This is a genomic window from Desulfitobacterium sp. PCE1 (assembly GCF_000384015.1).
Taxonomy (GTDB): domain Bacteria; phylum Bacillota; class Desulfitobacteriia; order Desulfitobacteriales; family Desulfitobacteriaceae; genus Desulfitobacterium; species Desulfitobacterium dehalogenans.
Map to the genome: position 1 here is coordinate 3,057,693 of NZ_KB913023.1, position 22,236 is coordinate 3,079,928.

The window sequence follows — 22,236 nt, forward strand, 5'->3', positions numbered from 1 at the left end:
CCCGTCCGCCACTAACTAACGTCTAGCACTCAGTGTTCTTCATGTTCTTTCTAAATAAACTGTGTTGGCACTTTATAATGCGTGGAGCTCTCTCTTCGTTTCACTACGTTCGAGCTCTCGCTTTAACCAACTTCACTGAACACTCAGTGCTAAACGTTAGTCCGTTCGACTTGCATGTGTTAGGCACGCCGCCAGCGTTCGTCCTGAGCCAGGATCAAACTCTCCATAAAATTTATGAAGAAAATTTGATTGCTCAAATTGTCTTTACTCATTTGACGAGTCATTGGCTGTTCCTTGTTGTTTAGTTTTCAAAGACCATGGACGGTCTGGGTGTCGCTGGAGCCATGGACGGCGGGAAGCGACCAAAGACCATCTTTTCTTTTTGCTGTTTTCAGCAACGAGACTTATCTTAGCACTTTTTGCGACTTTCGTCAAGTGCTAATTTTTCATTCCCTTACCTCTCGGTAAGAGGATGTTTTTTCGTCCGCCGCAATTCAGTGGCGACATTTATAGATTCTAGCAGACTATGTTTATATTGTCAACAGCTTTTTCGACAGTTTTTTTAACAGAATTATCATTATCTGCGGATTTTAACTATACTATTCGTCAGCCTCCACAAGAAAGGGGTCCGCCCATTGGTCCAGCAACCATCATGCTGCTGCTTAAATTAAAATAGCTCACCGGTAAAGTCGCTTTTCGGGACTGGACTCTGGACAAAGCATATGAAAAAGGGGCCGCCGACTACTTTGAAAAGCAGTTTTGCGATACCCCTTTGTACTATGCTCAGTAATCTACTTGGTAATATTCTTATAGAAAATCTAAGAACGATCCCTTAGGTCAACTACTAATATTTACACTCACGCTACTCAACTTCCTGAATGATAGGAAGAATCATTGGGCGCCTCCGTGTCTTTTCGTAGAAATGCTTGCTTAAGGTTTCCCGAACTTGACCTTTCAAAACAGCCCACTCAGTAACACGGTTCTCCTTTAATCGAGCCATGGTCTGTTTTACTTTATCTTTTGCTTCTTCAAGCATGGATTCCGATTCACGAACATAGACAAAGCCACGAGTTACTACATCAGGGCCTGCTACGACAGCTCCGGTACTACGGCTAATGGTCATAACCACGATTAAGATTCCATCTTGAGAAAGCTGTTTGCGATCCCGCAGCACAATATTACCGACATCACCGACTCCAAGTCCATCAATTAAGACCTTCCCAGCGGAGACTTTCCCTGCGATACTTGCCCCATGGCGCGTAAACTCAATAATCGTACCATTATCAGCAACAAAGGTGTTCTCTCTGGGAATTCCCAGCTGTTCAGCCAGCTTAGCATGCTTAATAAGCATACGATATTCACCATGAACAGGAATAAAGTATTGAGGGCGAGTCATATTGAGCATGAGTTTAAGTTCTTCCTGACTGGCATGTCCAGAAACATGCATACCTTGGAAAGACTCGTAAATCACATTGGCACCGAGCTTAAACAAAAGGTCAATGGTTTTTGATACTGATTTTTCGTTGCCGGGGATAGGGTTTGCAGATATGATGACCGTATCGCCAGGTTGAATTTCAATACGCCGATGGTCGCTCATCGCCATTCGGGTTAGAGCCGACATAGGCTCTCCCTGACTGCCTGTGGTTAGAATACAGGCTTGATTGCCCGGCAAATTTATAACTTCATCCACATCGACCAGAGTGCCCTCAGGTATATCCAAATAACCCAACTCTGAGGCTATAGCTACAGTGTTAACCATACTCCGGCCAACGACAGCAACCTTACGGTTGGTATGGTATGCTGCTGTAATCACTTGCTGAAGCCTGTGCACATTGGTCGCAAAGCTAGCAATGATTATTCTGTCTTTTGCACTATTAAATGCTTCCTCAAACATGTGTCCCACGCTGCGTTCAGACATGGTAAAACCAGGCCGTTCCACATTGGTACTGTCGGACAGCAAGCAAAGGACCCCTTTGTCTCCGAGTTCGGCAAACTTATGAATATCAATTTTTTCACCCATGACAGGAGTATGGTCCACTTTGAAATCCCCAGTATGAATGATCGTACCCATAGGAGTATGTATCGCTAGCGCTACAGCATCCGGAATGCTATGATTCACACTCATAAACTCGACTTTAAAAACTCCAAGTTTAACAGTATCTCTAGGACGAACTACCGTTGCTTTGATACTATCTAGATTTCCTTCTTTTAATTTGGATTGAATCAACCCCAGAGTTAAGCGTGTGGCAAAAATAGGGGCATCCAGGTCTTTAAGAAGATAAGGCAGTGCACCAATATGGTCTTCATGACCATGGGTGACTAAGATTCCTTGAACCATTTCTTTATGTTCCAATAGATAAGAATAATCCGGGATGACTATATCTATCCCCAGCATCTCATCTTCGGGAAATGCCAACCCCGCATCTATAACGATCATTTGATTATCGTAGCGAATCACGGTCATATTTTTACCGATCTCGCCTAAACCGCCTAAAGGTATGATCTGAACCTTATGTTCTTTTGGCAAAATTCTACACCTCCACCATATTTTTCCTTTTCAGAAAACTATTTGTGCCTTTTTTTCATGGATCTTGTTAATTTGCTTCCACCCGAAAATGAAAACAAAAAGATTCGAAATAACAAACGAATACAACGCCCCTGGTACTCGCTGATATTCCGCAAACAAATATGAAACTCACCGCACAATACAGTCACTTTATTATAACTCGTTACGTAAAGAAAGACAAGAGACAGAAAAAACAGAAACTCAACCAAAAAATGTTGAATTTCTGCCTCTTAAAATTTATACACTTGTTTTTCAATGAAGTTTATCTTTAGCCTTTTTTATCCCTTGATTTTTTGATAGAGATCATCCAAGAAGGCTTCTTCTTCTGGAGCAGCACAGACAAGGGGAAGTTTTACCCCTCCTGCATTGATTCCTACTTTCTTTAAAAGATATTTAACAGGAACTGGATTGGTGGTGACAAACACTCCTTTGAACATCGGCATGAGCTTTAGATGCCATTGAAGGGCAGTCTGTGGGTCTCCGTTAAACCAGGCCTCAACTAATTGTTTGATTTCATCACCGACCACATGAGCCGCTACACTGATTATTCCATCACAACCTAAAGCCAGCATGGGTAATGTCAAGGAATCGTCACCACTAAAAATCAGGAAGTCTTCCGGTAAGATACGTCTCATTTCGCTGACTTGATCCATTGAACCGGCTGCTTCTTTAATGGATGTTATGTTGGGAATTTCACTTAGCCGTAGAACTGTTTCAGGAAGAAGATTAATGGATGTTCTTCCGGGAATATTATACACCATCAAAGGCAAGGATATTGCTTCAGCGATAGCACGAAAATGCTGATACAATCCCTCTTGTGAAGGTTTGTTGTAGTAGGGAACCACTGCCATGAGTCCATCTACCCCGGTTTTCTCCGCTTTGCGGGCCAGGTTAATGCTCCCGTCCGTGGTATTGGAGCCAATTCCGGCTATTACCGTTGCTTTGCTCCCAACAGCTTTCTTGACCGTTCTAAAAAGTTCAAGCTTTTCTTCATCCGATACTGTAGGGGATTCACCTGTGGTACCGCAAACAACGATCCCATCGGAACCATGTTCTATGAGATAATGAGCTAATTTCTCGGCTTCCGGGTAATTCACTTCCATTTTGTCGTTAAAGGGTGTGACCATTGCCGTCATAATTCTATTCAAAGCCATATCTCTCTCAACTCCTCATTTGCTCGTTTTTTAACAGGCACTCAGAAGAAACTTCTTGTGAAGTGCTTGCACTGCCGGGACCATATCTTCTTTATTGACAAGTACCCATATGGTTGTGTGAGAGTCTGCTGACTGTAAAATACGGACGCCTGCATCAGATAAGGCCTCCACCATGTCGGCCATAACACCGGGAACTCCTGCGATTCCCGCACCAACAATGGAGACTTTGGCGCATCCCGGAACCGCTGTAGGCTTGAATCCTAAATTTTCAAGAATCTTTATAGCTTTTTGAGCTAAGTCATCTGGTACGGTGTAAAGCACACTCTCAGGTTGAACACTTATAAAGTCGACACTAATATCCGCTAAAGCCATACCCTTAAAGATCTGCTTATCGACTTGCAGCATATTGGGTGCATCATGAGTAGGTACTTGAATCTGAGTCACATTGGGTGTATGAGCAATCCCCGTAATCGTTCGGTCCCCCGTAATATCTGTTCCAGCTCCCATATCGGGTTGTATGCTGGTTACCAATGTCCCCCGGGCATCGGAAAATGCACATTTGATCCAGATGGGGATATTTCGTTGCATAGCAATTTCAACCGCACGGGGATGAATGACCTTAGCTCCCTGATGAGCCAAATGACAGATCTCATTATAGGTCACTACGTCTAAGATACGGGCATCCTCAACAATGCGAGGATCGGCAGTCATAATACCTTCCACATCAGTATAAATATCGATGGCCTCAGCATTTAAAGCGACACCCAGTGCTGAAGCAGTGGTATCACTTCCCCCACGACCTAATGTGGTAACCTGGCCGTCTTCGGTAATCCCTTGAAAACCGGTAACCACCACAACCCTACCTTCACTGAGATGATCAAGGATCGCTTTCGGCTCCACGCGGATGATGCGGGCATCTCCATAACAATCATTGGTTATAATTCCTGCTTGACCTCCGGTTAAGAGGACCACATCGAGCCCTATGTTCTTAAGGGTACTGGTCAATACCACACCCGATATGATTTCCCCACAGCTCATCAAAAGATCCATTTCCCGCTTAGGCGATTCGAGGGTAATACCATTGACCAGGTTAATAAAGGTATCTGTGGCGTAGGGATCGCCGCTGCGCCCAATCGCAGAGACTACGACAACAGGTGAATACCCCTCCCGCACTGCTTCAGAAACTTTTGCGGCAACCTGGGCACGACGTTCAGCACTGGATACTGAAGTTCCCCCAAACTTTTGGACCAAAACACGCACCTGAACTCCTCCTGTCGCCTCACATTATGATTTCAATTATTTTATTCACTTATATAAAGGCACTATTCCTTGTGCTTCAAAATTTTAATGGATCCTTCTATCTGTCCCCACACTCTTCCCTACAGTGCTCACAACATGACTATAATAATAATTCGGCAATCTGTATCGTATTGGTTGCAGCTCCTTTACGAATCTGGTCGCCCACAACCCAAAGATTGATTCCATTTTCAATGGAGAAATCTTTACGGATACGGCCTATATAGACTTCATCGGTATCTGAAGTAAACCAAGGCATCGGATAGCGATCTTCTGCCGGATTATCCTCAACAATAATTCCTGGAGCCTTTCGGAAGGCCGCTTTGACCTCCTCCAAATCAACACTTCGCTCTGTCTCTATGTTAATGGATTCGGAGTGGCTTCTTAAAACAGGAACTCGGACTGTGGTTGCCGTAATCGGCATATTGTCCACATGGAAAATCTTCTGGGTCTCCTTAACCATCTTCCACTCTTCTTTAGTGTAATCCCCTTCTTGGAATACATCAATCCTGGGAATCAGGTTAAAGGCAATTTGATAAGGAAATGTCTGGTTCTTCAATTCCTTCCCCTGCACCCAGTCGCGAACCTGGCCTTCTAATTCTTCGATCCCCTCACGACCTGCTCCGGAAACGGCTTGATACGTTGACACCACCACCCTTTTGATTCCAGCTAAATCAAAAACAGGCTTCAAGGCGACTGCCATGATGATTGTGGAGCAGTTAGGATTAGCGATGATCCCCTTATGCCATTTTACATCTTCCGGATTGACTTCGGGTACGACCAGAGGGACCTCCGGATCAAGACGATAAGCACTGCTGTTATCGATGACTACTGCTCCACTTTTAACTGCAGAGGGAGCATATTCTGTACTGGATGATCCTCCAGCAAATAATGCTATATCGATACCTTTAAAGCTGTCATGGGTCGTTTCTTGAACCTCGATTTCCCTGCCTTGCCAAAGAATTTTTTTGCCTGCGGAACGCTTTGTAGCTAATAAGCGTAATTCTCCCACAGGGAAATTCCTTTCCACAAGGATCTTCAAGAACTCTTGTCCAACCGCACCTGTAGCTCCAACAATTGCAACATTCGGCATAAATGTTCCTCCTTAATATCCTGGATCAGTAACTAGGAATATGGTGCTAAGCCTAAACGCACAGCACCATATCCATATAACTGATCAGTCTGAGTTTTAGTGATAATCAACCAATATGGGCTGAATTTGTCTCCCCTCACAAGCCATAAGGACTGTATCCGGAATTTTATCCATATGGGCTACTAATGAATTCGCTTTTGTAGCCGGGCTATCCTGCCCAAATGGAACGAGAAATATATTTTTTGTACATAAAAGTGTCCCAATATTCCGAGCGTTCAATCCCAGGCCGTCATTAGTTGAGATGGCTATTACCAAAGGCCGCTGGTTACGAAGATGTGCTTTTGCCGCCATAAGTACCGGAGTGTCCGTAATGCCATTTGCTAACTTTGCCAGTGTGTTACCTGTACACGGTGCAATGAGCAGGCAGTCAAACTTTTTCTGCGGCCCGATGGGTTCAGCATCCGGTATGGTATGAATAACCTCTTTCTGGGTTATTTCTTCGAATTTGATCTTCCAATCCTCTGCTTTGCCAAATCGAGTGTCCATGCTGTCCACAGCATAGGAGATAATGGGAGTTAAGTCCGCTCCTTCTTCAACCATCTTACGCATGACCTCAGTGATTTCATGCAAGGTACAATGTGAACCCGTTACAGCAAAACCAATCTTTAACCCGTCAAATTTCATGCCTTCGTCACCTCCACTTCAAAACTTTAAAGAAATACTATTTGTGGTCAGGTGGCGAAGAATAAGTTGCGGGTAGACTTGAGCAAGGATTTTTCCTGCTGCTTTGGGAGCAACCTTACCGGGTAAACCAGGAGCGAGTATTGCCTTGATGCCTAAAGCCTTTGCCCATTCAAAATCCGTGCCGCCGGGAAGTGAAGCGATATCGATAATGACAGCCTCATGATTCACTTGTTCCAACATGACTTTGTCCAGAATCAGATTGGGAACGGTGTTGAAAATAAGCTCCGCCTTCCCGATCCTGTCTTCCAAATCAGCAAAATGGACCGCTTCCAAACCCATTTCCAATGCCCTGGCCAGATCCGCAGGTTTGCGGGCTACTCCAGTAACATGAGCCCCCATCCCTTTTAATGTCCGGGCAAGAGTCCAGCCACATCGTCCCAGGCCGAGAACAAAGCTCTCACTGCCGTGGATTGTGATGGGCGAGGCCTCCATGGCCATTTGGATAGCACCTTCTGCAGAAGGAATGGAGTTGAGAATAGCAAGTTGGTCAAGGTTAGCCGTCTCGACAATTTGAATTCCCAGCATTTCCGCCGCTGATTTTAGGGCAGGGCGTGCCCACCCGATAAAAAGCGGCACCTTGGGTGAAGCTGCTTTTAACAGCTCCTTATTCAGCACAATAGGCGTATCGGAATACTTAGCTCTGACACCCCCATGTTCATCGGTACCGTACATTGGAAAAAGCAAGACGTCTGCCTTCTCTACCGCTTCCAGCGGCGAAGAAAGAAGTGTAACTCCTTGGATGGAATCTGCTTTTTCAAATCCGACCCCGACTATGTAGGCCCCTAGCTTTTGAAGCTCCGAAATCATATAAATTTCTCGGTCATCCCCTCCAATTACAGCGACTCGAATTCCAGTTAGACCCGCACTCATCTTTAAGCCCCCTTTGAGACTGTGTCCCATGACTACTATCCAGTATATGAGGAAAGATAGAATGCGGTTCCCCGATGATGATTCCTATTCGAGGAAATTCTCTAAGCCTATTACCAAATTTGAGAGTTGGCTCCCTTTGCGAATAGCTAACATAACCCCGGGCATATAGGTTTCCCGGGAGAGGGCATCATGGCGGATCGTCAAGGCTTGTCCAAGGCCGCCAAAAATCACTTCCTGATGAGCTATAAATCCGGGCAGACGGACAGAGTGGATATGAATTCCATCTACATCACCGCCCCGTGACCCCTTGATCTTTTCGTACTCATTGGGATGACCCTGTACCAGGGGCTTTCTCACTTCCGATATCCACTCTACAGTTTTGAGAGCCGTTCCAGAAGGTGCATCCAGCTTTTGGTCATGATGCAGCTCAATAATCTCTACATTGGGAAAGTACTTTGCCGCTTCTTGGGCAAAGCGCATCATGAGTATAGCACCAATGGCAAAGTTCGGTGCAATAAAGGCTCCCACTTTAGTCTGATCCACAAGATCACTGATTTCCGCGATATCGGCTTCATCTAAGCCCGTGGTCCCTAAGATGGGAACAACTCCGGCCAATAAAGCACATTTTGTATTTTTCAATACGGACTGAGGATTGGTAAAATCCACCAAGACATCTGCCCGACTCTCCTTAAGATGCACACCTTCCAGAGGGCCGGTTATCTCAATCCCTAGGGGAGCAGTGGCAAGAATCTCTCCTATATCCTTACCTTGTTGGCGTGCATCCGAAGCACCCACAAGCTGCATATCTTCCTGGCCGAGGATAGTGCGAACCACTTCTTTTCCCATTTTCCCTCCGGCTCCAGAAACAAAAACACGAATCTTCTTCATCTATAACCCTCCCAAGAGACCCAACGATAGCTAGTGTAGCGACATGCTGAGCTGAAAGTGAACCTGTCACTACACTAACAACCCCGCTGCCACAGGCATTTCGGGGTTGCTTTACCTTTTTTACTATTTTAGTTAATTAACGTATTCATGTCAAACAGAATATTTATTAATACGCTCTGTTCTATTACTCATGTCCACAATAATGACTTCAGACCCTACCTTCTTAATGACATCCCAGGGAATGACTAAGATATCTCTATCTCTTTCATTATTTCCCCAAAACCCTGAAAAGCCGGAACGGGAAGTAAGTATAATGGCTTCAATCGCTCCGCTTGCCGTAATCGCTAAATCCGCATCACCCACCAGTCCTAGTTTCGCTCCGTCAAATAAATTAATAATTTCTTTACCGGCTAAGTCACTAAGAAGCATAGTTACTCCTCCTTATTTTTTAATCTTCAGCCACAATTGGACCATAAAGGGCTGTACAATGGCTAAGACTAGCGAAATAACGGCAAGTGGCTCGACAACAAAAGCTGAAGGATTCCACCAGTCCTCCGGAATCTTCAAAAAAGAAAACAATAGCTCCAAAGAGAGATAAATTCCCCCTGCAGTACCTACAAGCTGGGTTATGGCTGCCGATAACAGACTGGGCTTACTCTCTGATCGCCACATAAGCAGATAGCACCTGGAGCGAAGAGATACAAGGATTCCAGTGGTAAGTAAAAAGAGTCCTAGGGCTTGCATGGCATACCTCCTCTATGGGATGTGTATGACAAGTTCATGAGCCCTAGAACTCTTTACAACCAACGACTTATGAAACACCTGTTGAGCCAAAGCCACCTTGGCCTCGGTCGGTCTCGTCTAATTGATCCACCAAGTAAAATTCTCCAATGAATACAGGGAGAAAAACCATTTGTGCAACCCGATCCCCGTCCTTCACAACAAAAGGTTCCGGGCCCTGATTGATAACTGCAACCAGAATCTCACCCCGATAATCTGAATCGACGACGCCCACCCCGTTGGCTAACGCCAAACCATACTTAGAGGCTAAACCACTTCGGGCAAAAACAAAGGCCCCCACACCTTTATGAGGCAGCTCTATGGCCAGCCCAGTAGGTATTTTAACGATCTGCCCCGGGTTGATGAGTAGATCCTGATCCAGAGAGGCTTGTAAATCCACACCCGCTGCTCCCGGCGTTGCGTATTGCGGAAGATTTGGGGCCTTATCTCTCCTGACGTAAGCTATTTTTACTTTAAGCGAATTCAATTTGCTTTTCCTCTCCTAATAAACATTGCCTTATTCTTCGGTCCAGCCTATTTTATCCAACAATGCTTCTATGTTCACTTCATTCCCTGCCGGCCCTAACATGAGAAGGCTTATCTTATCCCGCTTCCACAGACGGTTTACCACTCTCTTCGTATCCTCGACGGTAACGCGTTCCAGCTTTTCAACCACTTCTTCGGGAGAAACAACCCGATTATAGGTCAATTCCGTCTTGCCTAAACGACTCATCCTGCTGTTTGCTGATTCTAATCCTAAGTAAAGTCCGCCCTTAATCTGAGACTTGGTCCGATCCAGCTCTGATTGTGAGATACCATTCTTCTTAATGTCTAAAATCTCAGCGAGAGCGCATTCCACAACTTCTTGGGAATTTGAGGGTGTGGTTCCTGCATAAATAGCAAACAAGCCGGTATCCACATAAGTGGAATGATAAGAGAACACCGTATAGGCCATCCCCCGCTGTTCTCTGATCTCCTGGAACAAACGGGAACTTAAGCCTCCCCCCAAGATATTATTGAAGATGTGCATGGGATAAATATCCTCATCTTCTTGCCCTAGACCGGGAACTCCCAGGATGAGGTGCATTTGTTCCGTATCTTTCGGGATCATTTCCTGAACCTGCTGCCCCTTGGGAGTCCCTTCCAAGATCCGTCTTCCTCCCCGTTTAAATTCCCCATATAAGGGAGCAAGCTTTTTCAAGACCTCATCATGCTTGATTTTGCCGGCCACGGCAATAACCAGATTATCAGGAGCATAATGATGATCCATAAAGGTCAGGATTTTTTCACGGCTTAGTCCTTTAACGCTCTCCTCGGTTCCTAATATGGGCCTTCCCAAGGGATGGTCATTCCAGACGTAATCGGAAAACAAATCATGAATAAGCTCATCGGGAGAATCCTCATACATTTTTATCTCTTCAATGACCACTTTCTTTTCTTTTTCTATTTCATTTTCATCGAAGAGAGACTCAAAAAACATATCATTAAGTACATCCATAGCTAGATCCATATCTTCATCCAGAACCTTCGCGTAGTAGCAAGTATATTCTTTCGTGGTAAAGGCATTGAGCTGTCCCCCCACAGCCTCTAAAGATTCAGCGATATCGCGAGCGGTGCGGTTTTTTGTTCCTTTAAAAAACATGTGCTCTATAAAATGGGATATCCCCTCATATCCTTCTTTCTCGTCCCGGGAACCAGCACCTACCCATACTCCTACCGCTACTGAGCGTACATGATCGATTTCCTCTGTGATAATGCGAACTCCGTTTGGTAATACAGTTTTTTGATACATATCTTTCACTTCCCCTCTAAGAGATTCGTTAATCTCCCCTTTTGCTTGACAGGACTTTCGGCATAGAGTGGGGTGCTGCTTAACTTTCCTCCGTTCAGCCACACCTCATATGCTCCTAAGACCTCGCCGGCATTAATAGGGAGACTCTCATCCCTTGTCCAAACAATTTTCTTTTCAAGTTTTTCCTTATCTTTCTTTAAAATACTGATGTCAACCGGATTCTGAGCAAACGCTTTGACAGGTTCTGTATTTTTAGCGGGAAACTCGATGGTTTCTCCGGCTTGTATAATATTCAGTGTTTCTGTTTCGTCAAAACCCCATTCCAAAAGCTTTTGTGCATCTCCGAAACGGTTGGGAGCATGGAGAACAACGGCAATGAGCTGCCGACCGTCCTTCGTCGCGGCTGCTACTAAACATTTTCCGGCGGCATTGGTTGTCCCCGTCTTAACTCCATCGCTATAAGGGTAACTCCATAATAGTCTATTGGTATTTTTTAAGTTCATAAAAAAATCAGGTTCAATAAAATGAATTTCTGTTTCCTTCAAGCGAGTAATCGAGGTAAACGCTGGAATCTGCAGCCCATAACGAGCCATTAAAGCCAAATCATAGGCTGTTGAGACATGATTTTTGCCAGGTAGGCCGTTGGTGTTTTCAAACTTTGTATTTCTCGCTCCGAGAAGGAACGCTTTTTGGTTCATTAATCGAATAAAATGTTCTTCAGTACCCGCTATATGTTCTCCGATAGCCACGCAGGCATCATTGCCTGATTTAACCATAGCCCCTGTAACCAGTTCGTAAAGCAGAATCTTTTCCCCGGGGTCCAGATGAATGGTGGATTCGCCTACAGAAGCGGCTTTTTCGCTTACCACTACAAGTTCATCAGGTTTTCCCAGCTCCAGTCCGAGAATAGCCGTTATAATTTTTGTGGTGCTGGCCGGCGGCCTCTGTTTATGAGCATTTTTATCATAGAGTATATCTCCTGTTGCTGCGTCCATAAGTACCGCTGCATCAGCAGTAATTTTTAACGACGGTGTCGGTATTGGCTCTTGATGCGTGTCCATGGTTTGTGCATACACTGGAGCCGTATTTAAAGATAGTGAAATAAGAACGCAAACCCCGGCCTGCATCCATTTTTGCCTGAACATTCTACCACCTCACATTAAAGTCTATGAGGTAGTATCTCCGACTCCTTCCAATGTTATCAGTTCATTTACAGTAATGAATTGGAATCCTTCATTGGCGAGCCGGCTTAAAATATTCGGCAAAGCTTTCACTGTGTTCTCTTTGGGATGCATTAATACAATGGCTCCTTCCCGGGTGGGCTTAATACCAAAGCGTACAGCCGGATCCACAATGCGCTTGGTAATAATCTCCGGTGTGCTTTCCGGACGCCAATCCACCGTATCCAAGGTCCAAAGGATGGTAGTATAGCCAAGGTTTTCTGCGGCTTTAAGCCCTGAGGCTCCTTTTTCGCCATAGGGCGGTGCATAATACTTGGTCTTGGTTCCGGTAATTTCCTGGACGATCTTTTCCGTCTTAAGAATTTCTTCCTGATTGGCACTGATGGATATTTGGTCTGGATGAGGATGGGAATAGCCATGATTCTCTATGGCATGGCCACGGGCCTGGATCTCTTTCACCATTTCCGGATTATTTTGGGCCCAGCGTCCCGTAAGGAAAAAGGTTGCTTTTCCATTATATTTATCTAAAGCATCCAGAATACCGGGCAGAAATTCTCCGCCCCAGTCCACGTTAATGGTTAAAGCCATGACTTTTTTCTCGGTTTTGACTTGGTCTATGGGGGTGGGAAGATGTGCCACAATCACCACCACTCTTTGTTCTATGAGTATGCCAAGAGCTAATACGAGAACAAGCCCGAGAAGCTTTAAGGTCTTAAATGGAACTTTAAAAACATACATTCGTCTACCCCCTTCCATTTAGATTTATGCAAGGGGGGACGAATGCAGAATAATTCAGGCTATTCTTCTTTAATTATTCCTTGGGTTTTTTATTAGCCGTATTTCCATTGGGATTAGGATTGGGCAGTGCTTCCTTCCGGGAAAGATTCAAACGACCTTGCTTGTCAATGCCTGTAGCCTTAACCAGGATTTCATCTCCCAGTTTCACCACATCCTCTACTTTCTCAACCCGCCCGTGAGCCAGTTGGGAAATATGAACCAATCCTTCTTTACCGCTTAATCCCAGAACACCAGGAATGACCTCTACGAAGGCTCCGAAGTCCATAACCCGGGTTACCCGGCCATTATAAATACGGCCTACTTCAACCTCTTGAGTGAGGGCCTGGATGATCTTAAGTGCGTTCTCACCGGCCTCCCCATCTACTGCAGAAATAAAGACACGGCCATCATCTTCAATGTCGATCTTAACACCGGTTTCATCAATGATCTTCTTAATAGTCTTTCCGCCAGGTCCAATAACCTCACGAATCTTATCTGGGTGAATGGATGCCGTAATGATTCTTGGGGCATAGGGTGAAAGCTCTGGTCGTGGTTTTTCAATCACGGAGAGCATTTTATCAAGAATAAACAGACGTCCTTCTTTCGCTTGAGTAAGGGCTCTCTCCAAGATCTCCTGGGACACCCCTTTGATTTTTATATCCATCTGCAAAGCTGTTACACCTTGACTTGTTCCTGCCACTTTGAAATCCATATCCCCATCATGGTCTTCCAGTCCCTGAATGTCCGAAAGAATAGCGATATGATTTTCCTCGCTGATCAAGCCCATGGCTATCCCGGCCACAGGGGATTTAATAGGCACCCCGGCGTCCATCAAAGACAGAGTGCTGCCGCAGACTGATGCCATTGAACTGGATCCATTGGATTCAAGAACCTCAGAAACCAGACGAAGGGTATAGGGGAAGTCGTTTTCATTAGGAATTACGGGGAGAAGGGCCCGTTCTGCTAAAGCTCCATGACCAATTTCCCGACGGCCAGGTCCGCGCATAGGACGAGTTTCCCCTACGCTGTAAGGTGGGAAATTATAATGATGCATATAGCGCTTGGACTCTTCGAGACCTAACCCGTCAAGAATCTGTTCATCACCAACGGCTCCCAAAGTCGCCACCGTGAGCACTTGGGTTTGTCCCCGGGTAAACAGGCCGGTACCATGAGTTCTGGGCAACAGTCCGACTTCGATACTGATGGGACGAATCTCATCTAAAGCGCGTCCATCGGGTCGAATGTGTTCTACAGTGATTAAGCGGCGAACAATCTTATGTACGAAGTCTTCCAGAGTTCTATCAATGGCTTTCAGATCTTCAGGATATTGCTCTGCGAAATGGGCTAAAGCTTCTTCCTTAACTTGTCGGATGGCTTCTTCCCTTGCTTTCTTTTCTTCGGTGCGAACTGCCTGATCCATTTTGTCATAGGCAAATTCTTTGACCACCCGGACAATGTCTTCCGATATCTGCTGCATCACGACTTCTTGTTTGGGTTTTGCTAAATTTCTTTCTAGAGCTTCGCGGCGGTAGTTCTCGATAAACTCCGCAATACGTTGAATTTCGCGGTGACCAAACATAATGGCTTCCAGCATTTGAGTTTCAGGTACCTCTTGCGCTCCAGCTTCTACCATCATCACAGCATCTTTGGTCCCGGCAACGGTAAGATGCATGACGCTTTTTTCGGATTGTTCAACTGTGGGGTTAATGATAAACTCATCGCCGATTAACCCTACGGTAACTGCAGCTACCGGTCCTTCGAAAGGAACATTGGAAATCGTCAGCGCAGCCGAAGCTGCATTAATCCCTGTAATGTCGGAGGCACAATCCTGATCTACCGACATGACTTGAGCAACGACTTGTACATCGTTGCGATAACCCTCGGGGAAAAGAGGCCGAATCGGCCGGTCGATGAGGCGCGCAGACAAAATAGCCTTCTCACTGGGGCGCCCCTCCCTCTTAATAAAGCCTCCGGGAATTTTCCCGACGGCATAGAGTCTTTCTTCAAATTCAACGGTCAACGGAAAAAAATCAATACCTTCCCTTGGTTGAGCACTTCCAGTAGCAAATGCTGAAACAACGGTATCTCCATACCGGCAGAAAATGGCACCGCCTGCTTGCTTACCGATTTTCCCGGTTTGGAAGGTCATTGTCCTGCCGCCGACCTGGATCGAACGTTCAAATACTTCCTGTGTCACAATGGAACCTCCTTAAATTCTCTCCAACTATTTTCTTCTTAACTTGATTCATCTTCGACATATTGTTATTATTTCCTGCATTTAGATTAAAAAAACTAATTATATAAAGAAAACCTGATTTTGCTGAGCCGCAGCGAAAGGGTCGTCTTTGGTTGCCCTTATGCTTAGAAAGTATAGTGCGTAAGTTTATATTTTCTGACAGTGCAAAAAAGAGAGACAGAAATAGTCTGCCTCTCTTTTCTCTCCATATTATAGCGTTCTGTGGACAAAATTAACGGCGTAAGCCGAGATCAGAAACAATTTTACGATAGCGATTGAAGTCCATATCTTTCAGATAGTTGAGCAGAGCACGGCGTTGTCCAACCATCTTCAAAAGACCACGGCGGGAATGATGATCCTTCTTATGGGTCTTGAAGTGCTCAGTCAAATAGGTAATGCGCTCAGTGAGCAACGCGATTTGTACTTCGGGAGAACCTGTATCTCCTTCGTGTTGTTGGAATTTCGCAATAATTTCTTTTTTCTTTTCCGGTGTCATCATGGGTGTCTACCTCCAATAATTATAAAAATCGCCTACTGCCCAGAATTGCGACGGAGAACGCAAGCCCGAGCGAGCGGTTCTCATGTATTTTACTAGAAAAATTCCTATTTGTAAAGGAATTTAATGGCCATTTACTGCTTGAATAGGGTTTCTGAAGATTCCTTCCAGTACTTGCTTAACTTTTAAGGCATCCCGATCAAGCTGCCCCTTCAGTTCGTCAAGGCCATTGAATTTTCTTTCATCACGAATCTTCTCTTCGCAGCATATTGCTAATTCCATGCCATAAAGATCTCCACTAAAATCAAAAAAATGAATTTCTACAGTAAGGGCATATTCCTCATGAAACGTGGGCTTCATGCCAATATTCATCATACCATGGACAAGGCGTCCCTCGATCTCAGCCCATACGGCATAGACTCCCCGTTTGGGAATAATCAAATCTTCATAAATCCTTAAGTTTGCGGTAGGATACCCTAAGTCATGGCCACGTTTTTCTCCTTCGACCACGGTTCCCACAAGCTTATAGGTCCGGCCCAACAGCTTCTTGGCTTGGACGGCATCCCCATTAAGCAAAGCCTTGCGAACGGCTGTCGAAGAGATGACCTTGCCCTTAAAAGTCTGGGGCTGGAGCACACTCACCCCAAAGCCATAGTCTTGTCCATAACGCTGAAGGTCCTCCGCAGTCCCTTTTCCCAAGGCACCAAAGGAATAGTTGAAGCCGACAACAATATGAACGACGCCAAGCTTTACAAGTATATCTCTAACAAACCCTTCTGGAGAAGTATCGGCCATTTCCTTGGTAAAGGGTACCAAATAAACCCGATCAACACCGATTTCGGAAAACAACCGCATCTGCTCTTTTTGAGTGGTTAAGAAGCCGATGACTCGTTCCGGAAAAAGCAGCTTCAAGGGATGAGGCTCGAAAAGAAGAACGGCAAGGTCCACACCTTTTTGAGCAGCTTGTTCCAAACCGCTTTTAAGCAAGCGTTGATGTCCCAGATGCACCCCGTCAAAATTCCCTAAAGCCAATACGCATTGGGTCTCAGGGGTTGACGGTAATTCTCGAATGATTTGCATAGTTCCCCACCTAACTTTCCCTCAGCACTAACTCTATTTTTTATACTGTCAGAAAGTATAAGCTTGCGCACTATACTTTCTAAGCATAAGGGCAACCAGCGGCTTCGCTTCATTTCCGAGCATGCGTTTAAGACAACAAGTGCGAAGACAGTGTCTTCGTAGCGAAACCGGGTTTTCTTTATGGTTAAAAAACTTTGTAAGGACAGAGGGCCTGCTCTCTCCAAATACCTATACCTAAGAAATTTCCTTCACTAAAGACTTGAACCTCACACCCCTCATCCGTCTTAGCCCCTTCTTCAACTTGACTTTTCGAGGTGGAAAGTCCATTGCGAAAAGCCAAAGCTCGCTGAGGTGGCAAGATAACCCGAGGTAAGTCCAGTACTTGAGTGAAAGGAATCAAGAATGAATGATCATCCTGCTCCATAAAGCTTTGAATGGCCTCCAAGGACAGACTCTCCTGAATACGAAAGGGTCCAGAACGGAGGCGGACCAGATCAGACATATGTGCCCCACACCCTAAAGTCTGCCCCATATCATGGCACAAGGTCCGCACGTATGTGCCCTTTGAACAGTCCACTTCAAAAATGGCCTTAGGGTATTCCCCCGCTATCCATTCCATGAGCTGCAAATGATCAATGTGTATCTCCCGGGATTTTCTTTCAACTTCCAGACCTTGACGGGCTAATTCATAAAGACGTTTCCCTTGATGCTTTACAGCAGAAAACATGGGAGGAATCTGCCGGATCGAACCAAGGTACTGGGGGATGATGTGTTGAAAATCCTCAGCACTCACATGAGCCGGTGCCTTGTTCAGAATTTCTCCAGAAGCATCCTGGGTATCTGTGATAATTCCAAAGGTCATCTCACAACGGTATGATTTCCCTTGATTGGTGATATATTCAGCCAAGCGTGTTGCTTTCCCCACACAAATCGGCAATACTCCCGTTACTTCGGGATCCAATGTTCCCGTATGCCCAATCTTCCGGGTGTTCAAAATTCTCCTTAAACGAACCACCACGTCAGAAGAAGTCATCCCTGAGGGTTTAAGTACATTAATGACTCCGTCCAAGTTTGAGCTCCTCCTCAATGGATTGTCGAACCATCTGTTTTGCTTCTTCCAGGGAAACATGCAAGGTACAGCCCGCTGCCCGTTTATGCCCCCCACCACCAAAACTATCGGCAATTCTGTTAACATCCAACCAGCGATTAGAGCGGAGGCTTACACGTATGATATCGGGTTTCGATTCTTTAAATAAGACTGCCACTTCCACCCCTTCTATGGTCCGGGCGTGATCGATCAGTCCTTCGCTTAAACTCTCCTCAGCACCGCTTTCCTCAAAATCTCGTTTCCTTAAGGTCATCATCCCTATTTGCCCCTCTGCAAAAATCTGCAATTGGTTTAAGCCACGGCGCAATAATTCTAACTTAACCATAGGGGTTTGGTCAAAAACGAAATGATGTATATCACCTAAGTTTATACCGGCGTCGATAAGCTCACCTGCAATCTGATGAGTCTTCGACGTGGTATTGGAATACTTAAAGCACCCGGTATCCGTCAACAATGCTGTATAGAGATTCGCCGCGATTTCCAGAGTTAACTCCACATTAAGCCGGCGTATTAAAGCATAGGCAAGTTCACCACTGGCTGCAGCATGGCTATCCACCCAATTAATCTTGCCAAAATTCTGATTGGAAATGTGGTGGTCCAAATTTAGGATTACGGCCTCCGCAGGCAGATCTTCCCTTTGCAATTGAACTCGTTGTAAATCTGCGCAATCCACAAAGAGCAGGGTTTCAGGGAGAGGATTAGGCATTGATCTTGCGATCTTATCAACACCGGGCAAAAAACTTAAATTTCGTGGAATCGGGTCCGGGTTAATCATAGCTACTTCTTTCCCCAAAGCCTCTAAAGCCAAGCCAATTCCCAACATTGATCCTATACAATCTCCGTCCGGGGATACATGGGAGAAAAGCGCCACTTTAGGCGCTTTTCTCAATTCCTCTGCCATTTGATTGATAACACTATTCATCATGGGATTCGCCCTCGTCTTTTTGTTCCTCATGCTTTACTCCCCGGAGCAATTGGGCAATATGGGCACCATGCTCGATGGAAGTATCATATTTGAACACGATCTCAGGAGCATGCCTTAAGCGCACCCTTTTACCGATTTCGCTGCGTACGAAGCCCGCTGCCTTTTTTAAGGCATCCAATGAATCCTTAGCCTGCTGAGAGTCACCCAAAACACTTATATAGACTTTAGCACTGCCAAGGTCATCGGCTACTTCGACACTGGTCACGGTAACAAAGCCAATCCTAGGGTCCTTGAGCTCCTCTCGAATCAACTGGGATATTTCTTGTTTTAAGGTCTCTGCGAGCCTATTCGAACGATGTTTAGCCATGTGGTCTCCCTCCATAGGGGTGAATTATAGTTCTCGTTTCACTTCTTCCATGATAAAGGCCTCTATAATGTCTCCCTCTTTAATATCGTTGAAGTTTGCTACTCCAATACCGCATTCATAGCCTTCCACAACTTCTTTGGCATCGTCCTTGAAACGTCTCAGGGATTCCAGATCTCCTTCATGAATGACTATGCCATCACGAATGACGCGGACTTTGGAGTGTCTTGTAATCTTGCCGTTGAGAACATAGGATCCGCCGACAGCTCCAACTTTGGGAACTTTAAAGACTTGGCGAACTTCGGCCCGGCCTTGTACCACTTCCTTGAAATCAGGATCCAACATGCCTGTCATAGCCGCTTTGACATCCTCAATCGCATCATAGATGACCCGATAGAGACGCATATCTACCCCTTGCAGTTCTGCCGTTGCTTTGGTATTGGCATCGGGGCGGACATTAAACCCAATGATGATGGCATTGGAAGCCGCAGCAAGCATGATGTCTGTCTCCGTAATCGCCCCAACCCCTCCATGAATCGGGTTGACTCGGACTTCGCTGGTGGATAGGCGGAGGAGCGATTGCTTCAGAGCTTCAATGGATCCCTGAACATCAGCCTTGATAATAACATTCAGCTCTTTTACTTCCCCTTCTTTAATCCGATCAAAGAGGTCTTCTAAGCTGACTTTAGTCGTCTGCCGCACTTCTTCAGCCTTCCGCTCGTTAGCACGCGCTTCAGCAATCTGACGGGCATGTTTCTCGTCGTCAACTACATTAAAGACTTGACCGGCTATGGGGACCTCATTTAACCCCTGTACCTCGACAGGAGTGGATGGGCCGGCTTTCTTAACACGGCGTCCTTTGTCATCCACCATGGCACGGATGCGGCCAAAGGCGGATCCTGCGAGAATAATATCTCCAACATTTAGGTTTCCTTTGGAGACGAGGACTGTAGCCACAGGTCCTTTTCCTTTATCCAATTCGGCTTCAATCACTGTTCCGGTAGCACTTCGATTGGGGTTAGCCTTAAGCTCTTTAATTTCTGCAACAAGCAGAACCATCTCTAAGAGCTGTTCAATATTCATGCGGGCTTTTGCCGAGACAGGCACCGCGATGGTGTCGCCACCCCATTCTTCAACGACCAGTCCATATTCGGTCAATTCCTGCTTAACCCGATCCGGGTTAGATTCTTCTTTATCAATTTTGTTGATTGCTACAATAATCGGTACATCCGCCGCCTTGGCATGGTTGATAGCTTCAATCGTTTGGGGCATCACGCCGTCATCTGCAGCGACAACAAGAATGGCAATATCCGTAACTTGAGCCCCGCGGGCACGCATTGCTGTAAACGCTTCATGGCCCGGGGTATCAAGGAAGGTGATCTTTTGTCCATTAATTTCTACCTGATAAGCACCAATATGCTGAGTGATACCACCCGCTTCCGATGCAGTGACCTTGGTTGTCCGTATAGCATCAAGGAGTGACGTTTTACCATGGTCAACATGGCCCATGACCGTGACAACCGGAGGACGTGGCCGCAGTTCAGCTGGATCGTCTTCAATCTCTTCGATCACAGTAATTGGTTTCTCTACCTTAACCTCTACCGTTACTCCCATTTCTCCCGCAATGATGGTGGCAGTTTCAGAATCAATCTCTTGATTGATCGTTGCCATGACTCCTAAATCCATCAGCTTTTTAATCACTTCTCCGGATTTACGACTCATTCTCGATGCCAAATCCTGAACTGTTAAAGTTTCCGGAATAACAATATGCTTTGGCGCAGTATCACGTATTTCACGTGGCGCTGGTTTCATATTCCGTTTATTATTTCGTGGTGAACGCATCTCTTTTTCCATCTCTTTTTTGCGTTCAAAAGGCCGATCTGGTGTTTTCTTCTTTTCACCGATTTGACGCTTAGGCGGTTGCTCTACCGCTGGTGCACTGGGAGTTGCAGGTGGTCTTTGAGGTGGTCTTTGTCCTTGAGGACGATCTCCCATCGGTCTTTGTCCTTGAGGACGATCTCCCATCGGTCTTTGTCCTTGAGGACGATCTCCCATCGGTCTTTGTCCTTGAGGACGGTCTCCCATCGGTCTTGGTCCTTGGGGACGGTCTCCCATAGGCCGTTGTCCTTGAGGACGGTCTCCCATCGGTCTTTGTCCTTGAGGACGGTCTCCCATCGGTCGTTGTCCTTGAGGACGGTCTCCCATCGGTCGTTGTCCTTGAGGACGATCTCCCATCGGCCGCTGTCCTTGAGGGCGATCTCCCATGGGTCTTTGTCCTTGAGGACGATCTCCCATAGGCCGTTGTCCTTGAGGGCGATCTCCCATAGGCCGTTGTCCTTGGGGACGATCTCCCATCGGTCTTTGTCCTTGAGGACGATCTCCCATAGGCCGTTGTCCTTGGGGATGTCCTTCCCCTTCTACTCGGGAACTTTCCACTTGTGAGCTTTGAGATTTATCATGATTCCCTTCAACTGAACCTTGAGCTAAGCTTTTACTTTCTTGTGTCGGAATACTTTTTTTAGGTTCCACAACCTGCTCTTTGCCCTGCGGCTTTTGATTTCGAGTCCGAAGACGATTGGCCTCATGATCTTCGACAGCACTCAAATGGTTCTTTACATCGACACCTATACTTTCCAGGCGACTCATCACTTCTTTACTGCTTAAATTTAATTCCTTTGCTAATTCATGAACACGTATACTCAAAATACCACCCCCACATATTCAGCGCACATTATCTTTCCAGGCGTCAACTCCTTATCTTTAGTATGGCCTTGGCAAATCCTTCGTCCATAACCAAAATCGTTGATCTTGGAGAGAGCCCGACGGCGATCCCCAAGTCTTGTTTAGTCCCAAGTATCAAAACAGGCAAGCGAAGGTCTTCCGCCC

20 protein-coding genes are annotated in these 22,236 nt (G+C 45.8%); all 20 read right to left on the reverse strand.

Translation table 11 applies throughout. From position 1 onward, the window contains the following. Window positions 1–862 precede the first annotated feature (862 nt). On the reverse strand, window positions 863–2,527 hold the full coding sequence (locus DESPCE1_RS0115295; RefSeq protein ID WP_014794838.1) for a ribonuclease J: 1,665 nt from the start codon (window positions 2,525–2,527) through the stop codon (window positions 863–865). A gap of 317 nt (window positions 2,528–2,844) precedes the next feature. Beyond that, on the reverse strand, window positions 2,845–3,720 hold the full coding sequence (gene dapA / locus DESPCE1_RS0115300; protein WP_019850964.1) for a 4-hydroxy-tetrahydrodipicolinate synthase: 876 nt from the start codon (window positions 3,718–3,720) through the stop codon (window positions 2,845–2,847). 30 nt (window positions 3,721–3,750) lie between these two features. Beyond that, window positions 3,751–4,980: an aspartate kinase gene (gene dapG, locus DESPCE1_RS0115305; protein ID WP_019850965.1), complete on the reverse strand. Its 1,230-nt coding sequence runs from the start codon at window positions 4,978–4,980 to the stop codon at window positions 3,751–3,753. A gap of 139 nt (window positions 4,981–5,119) precedes the next feature. Beyond that, window positions 5,120–6,109 (reverse strand): aspartate-semialdehyde dehydrogenase, encoded by a 990-nt coding sequence (locus DESPCE1_RS0115310; RefSeq protein ID WP_014794841.1) that lies wholly within the window; start codon window positions 6,107–6,109, stop codon window positions 5,120–5,122. 96 nt (window positions 6,110–6,205) lie between these two features. Continuing rightward, window positions 6,206–6,793, reverse strand: coding sequence for a dipicolinate synthase subunit B (locus DESPCE1_RS0115315; RefSeq protein ID WP_019850966.1), 588 nt, complete (start codon window positions 6,791–6,793; stop codon window positions 6,206–6,208). 18 nt (window positions 6,794–6,811) lie between these two features. After that, entirely contained in the window at window positions 6,812–7,723 is a 912-nt protein-coding gene (gene dpsA, locus DESPCE1_RS0115320; RefSeq protein WP_014794843.1) for a dipicolinate synthase subunit DpsA, read from the reverse strand. Window positions 7,724–7,807: 84 nt separating this feature from the next. After that, a complete protein-coding gene (dapB, locus tag DESPCE1_RS0115325; protein WP_014794844.1) occupies window positions 7,808–8,611 on the reverse strand; it encodes a 4-hydroxy-tetrahydrodipicolinate reductase in 804 nt (267 codons plus the stop codon). 150 nt (window positions 8,612–8,761) lie between these two features. Continuing rightward, window positions 8,762–9,040 (reverse strand): YlmC/YmxH family sporulation protein, encoded by a 279-nt coding sequence (locus tag DESPCE1_RS0115330; protein ID WP_014794845.1) that lies wholly within the window; start codon window positions 9,038–9,040, stop codon window positions 8,762–8,764. A gap of 12 nt (window positions 9,041–9,052) precedes the next feature. Continuing rightward, window positions 9,053–9,355, reverse strand: a complete 303-nt coding sequence (locus tag DESPCE1_RS0115335; protein WP_014794846.1) for a hypothetical protein — start codon at window positions 9,353–9,355, stop codon at window positions 9,053–9,055. A gap of 67 nt (window positions 9,356–9,422) precedes the next feature. Then, window positions 9,423–9,878 carry a dUTP diphosphatase gene (gene dut / locus DESPCE1_RS0115340; RefSeq protein ID WP_014794847.1) on the reverse strand — a complete coding sequence of 152 codons (456 nt, stop codon included), beginning with the start codon at window positions 9,876–9,878 and terminating at the stop codon, window positions 9,423–9,425. A gap of 30 nt (window positions 9,879–9,908) precedes the next feature. Beyond that, window positions 9,909–11,183, reverse strand: a complete 1,275-nt coding sequence (locus DESPCE1_RS0115345; protein ID WP_014794848.1) for a pitrilysin family protein — start codon at window positions 11,181–11,183, stop codon at window positions 9,909–9,911. 5 nt (window positions 11,184–11,188) lie between these two features. Beyond that, on the reverse strand, window positions 11,189–12,328 hold the full coding sequence (locus tag DESPCE1_RS0115350; protein WP_019850967.1) for a D-alanyl-D-alanine carboxypeptidase family protein: 1,140 nt from the start codon (window positions 12,326–12,328) through the stop codon (window positions 11,189–11,191). A 21-nt stretch (window positions 12,329–12,349) separates the two neighbouring features. After that, window positions 12,350–13,102, reverse strand: coding sequence for a polysaccharide deacetylase family protein (locus DESPCE1_RS0115355; RefSeq protein WP_019850968.1), 753 nt, complete (start codon window positions 13,100–13,102; stop codon window positions 12,350–12,352). Between the two features lie 73 nt (window positions 13,103–13,175). Continuing rightward, a complete protein-coding gene (locus DESPCE1_RS0115360) occupies window positions 13,176–15,338 on the reverse strand; it encodes a polyribonucleotide nucleotidyltransferase (RefSeq protein WP_014794851.1) in 2,163 nt (720 codons plus the stop codon). A gap of 271 nt (window positions 15,339–15,609) precedes the next feature. Beyond that, entirely contained in the window at window positions 15,610–15,876 is a 267-nt protein-coding gene (gene rpsO, locus DESPCE1_RS0115365; RefSeq protein ID WP_014794852.1) for a 30S ribosomal protein S15, read from the reverse strand. Between the two features lie 120 nt (window positions 15,877–15,996). Continuing rightward, a complete protein-coding gene (locus DESPCE1_RS0115370) occupies window positions 15,997–16,953 on the reverse strand; it encodes a bifunctional riboflavin kinase/FAD synthetase (RefSeq protein ID WP_019850969.1) in 957 nt (318 codons plus the stop codon). Between the two features lie 184 nt (window positions 16,954–17,137). After that, the gene (truB, locus tag DESPCE1_RS0115375; protein WP_014794854.1) at window positions 17,138–18,022 is read right to left on the reverse strand and encodes a tRNA pseudouridine(55) synthase TruB; all 885 of its coding nucleotides are present in this window, start codon (window positions 18,020–18,022) and stop codon (window positions 17,138–17,140) included. Continuing rightward, window positions 18,006–18,986: a bifunctional oligoribonuclease/PAP phosphatase NrnA gene (locus DESPCE1_RS0115380; protein WP_019850970.1), complete on the reverse strand. Its 981-nt coding sequence runs from the start codon at window positions 18,984–18,986 to the stop codon at window positions 18,006–18,008. Before DESPCE1_RS0115380 ends, truB begins: the two co-directional genes overlap by 17 nt. Next, window positions 18,976–19,353, reverse strand: coding sequence for a 30S ribosome-binding factor RbfA (gene rbfA, locus DESPCE1_RS0115385; protein WP_014794856.1), 378 nt, complete (start codon window positions 19,351–19,353; stop codon window positions 18,976–18,978). Before rbfA ends, DESPCE1_RS0115380 begins: the two co-directional genes overlap by 11 nt. Window positions 19,354–19,377: 24 nt before the next feature. Then, window positions 19,378–22,053, reverse strand: coding sequence for a translation initiation factor IF-2 (gene infB / locus DESPCE1_RS0115390; protein WP_019850971.1), 2,676 nt, complete (start codon window positions 22,051–22,053; stop codon window positions 19,378–19,380). Between the last annotated feature and the right edge of the window lie 183 nt (window positions 22,054–22,236).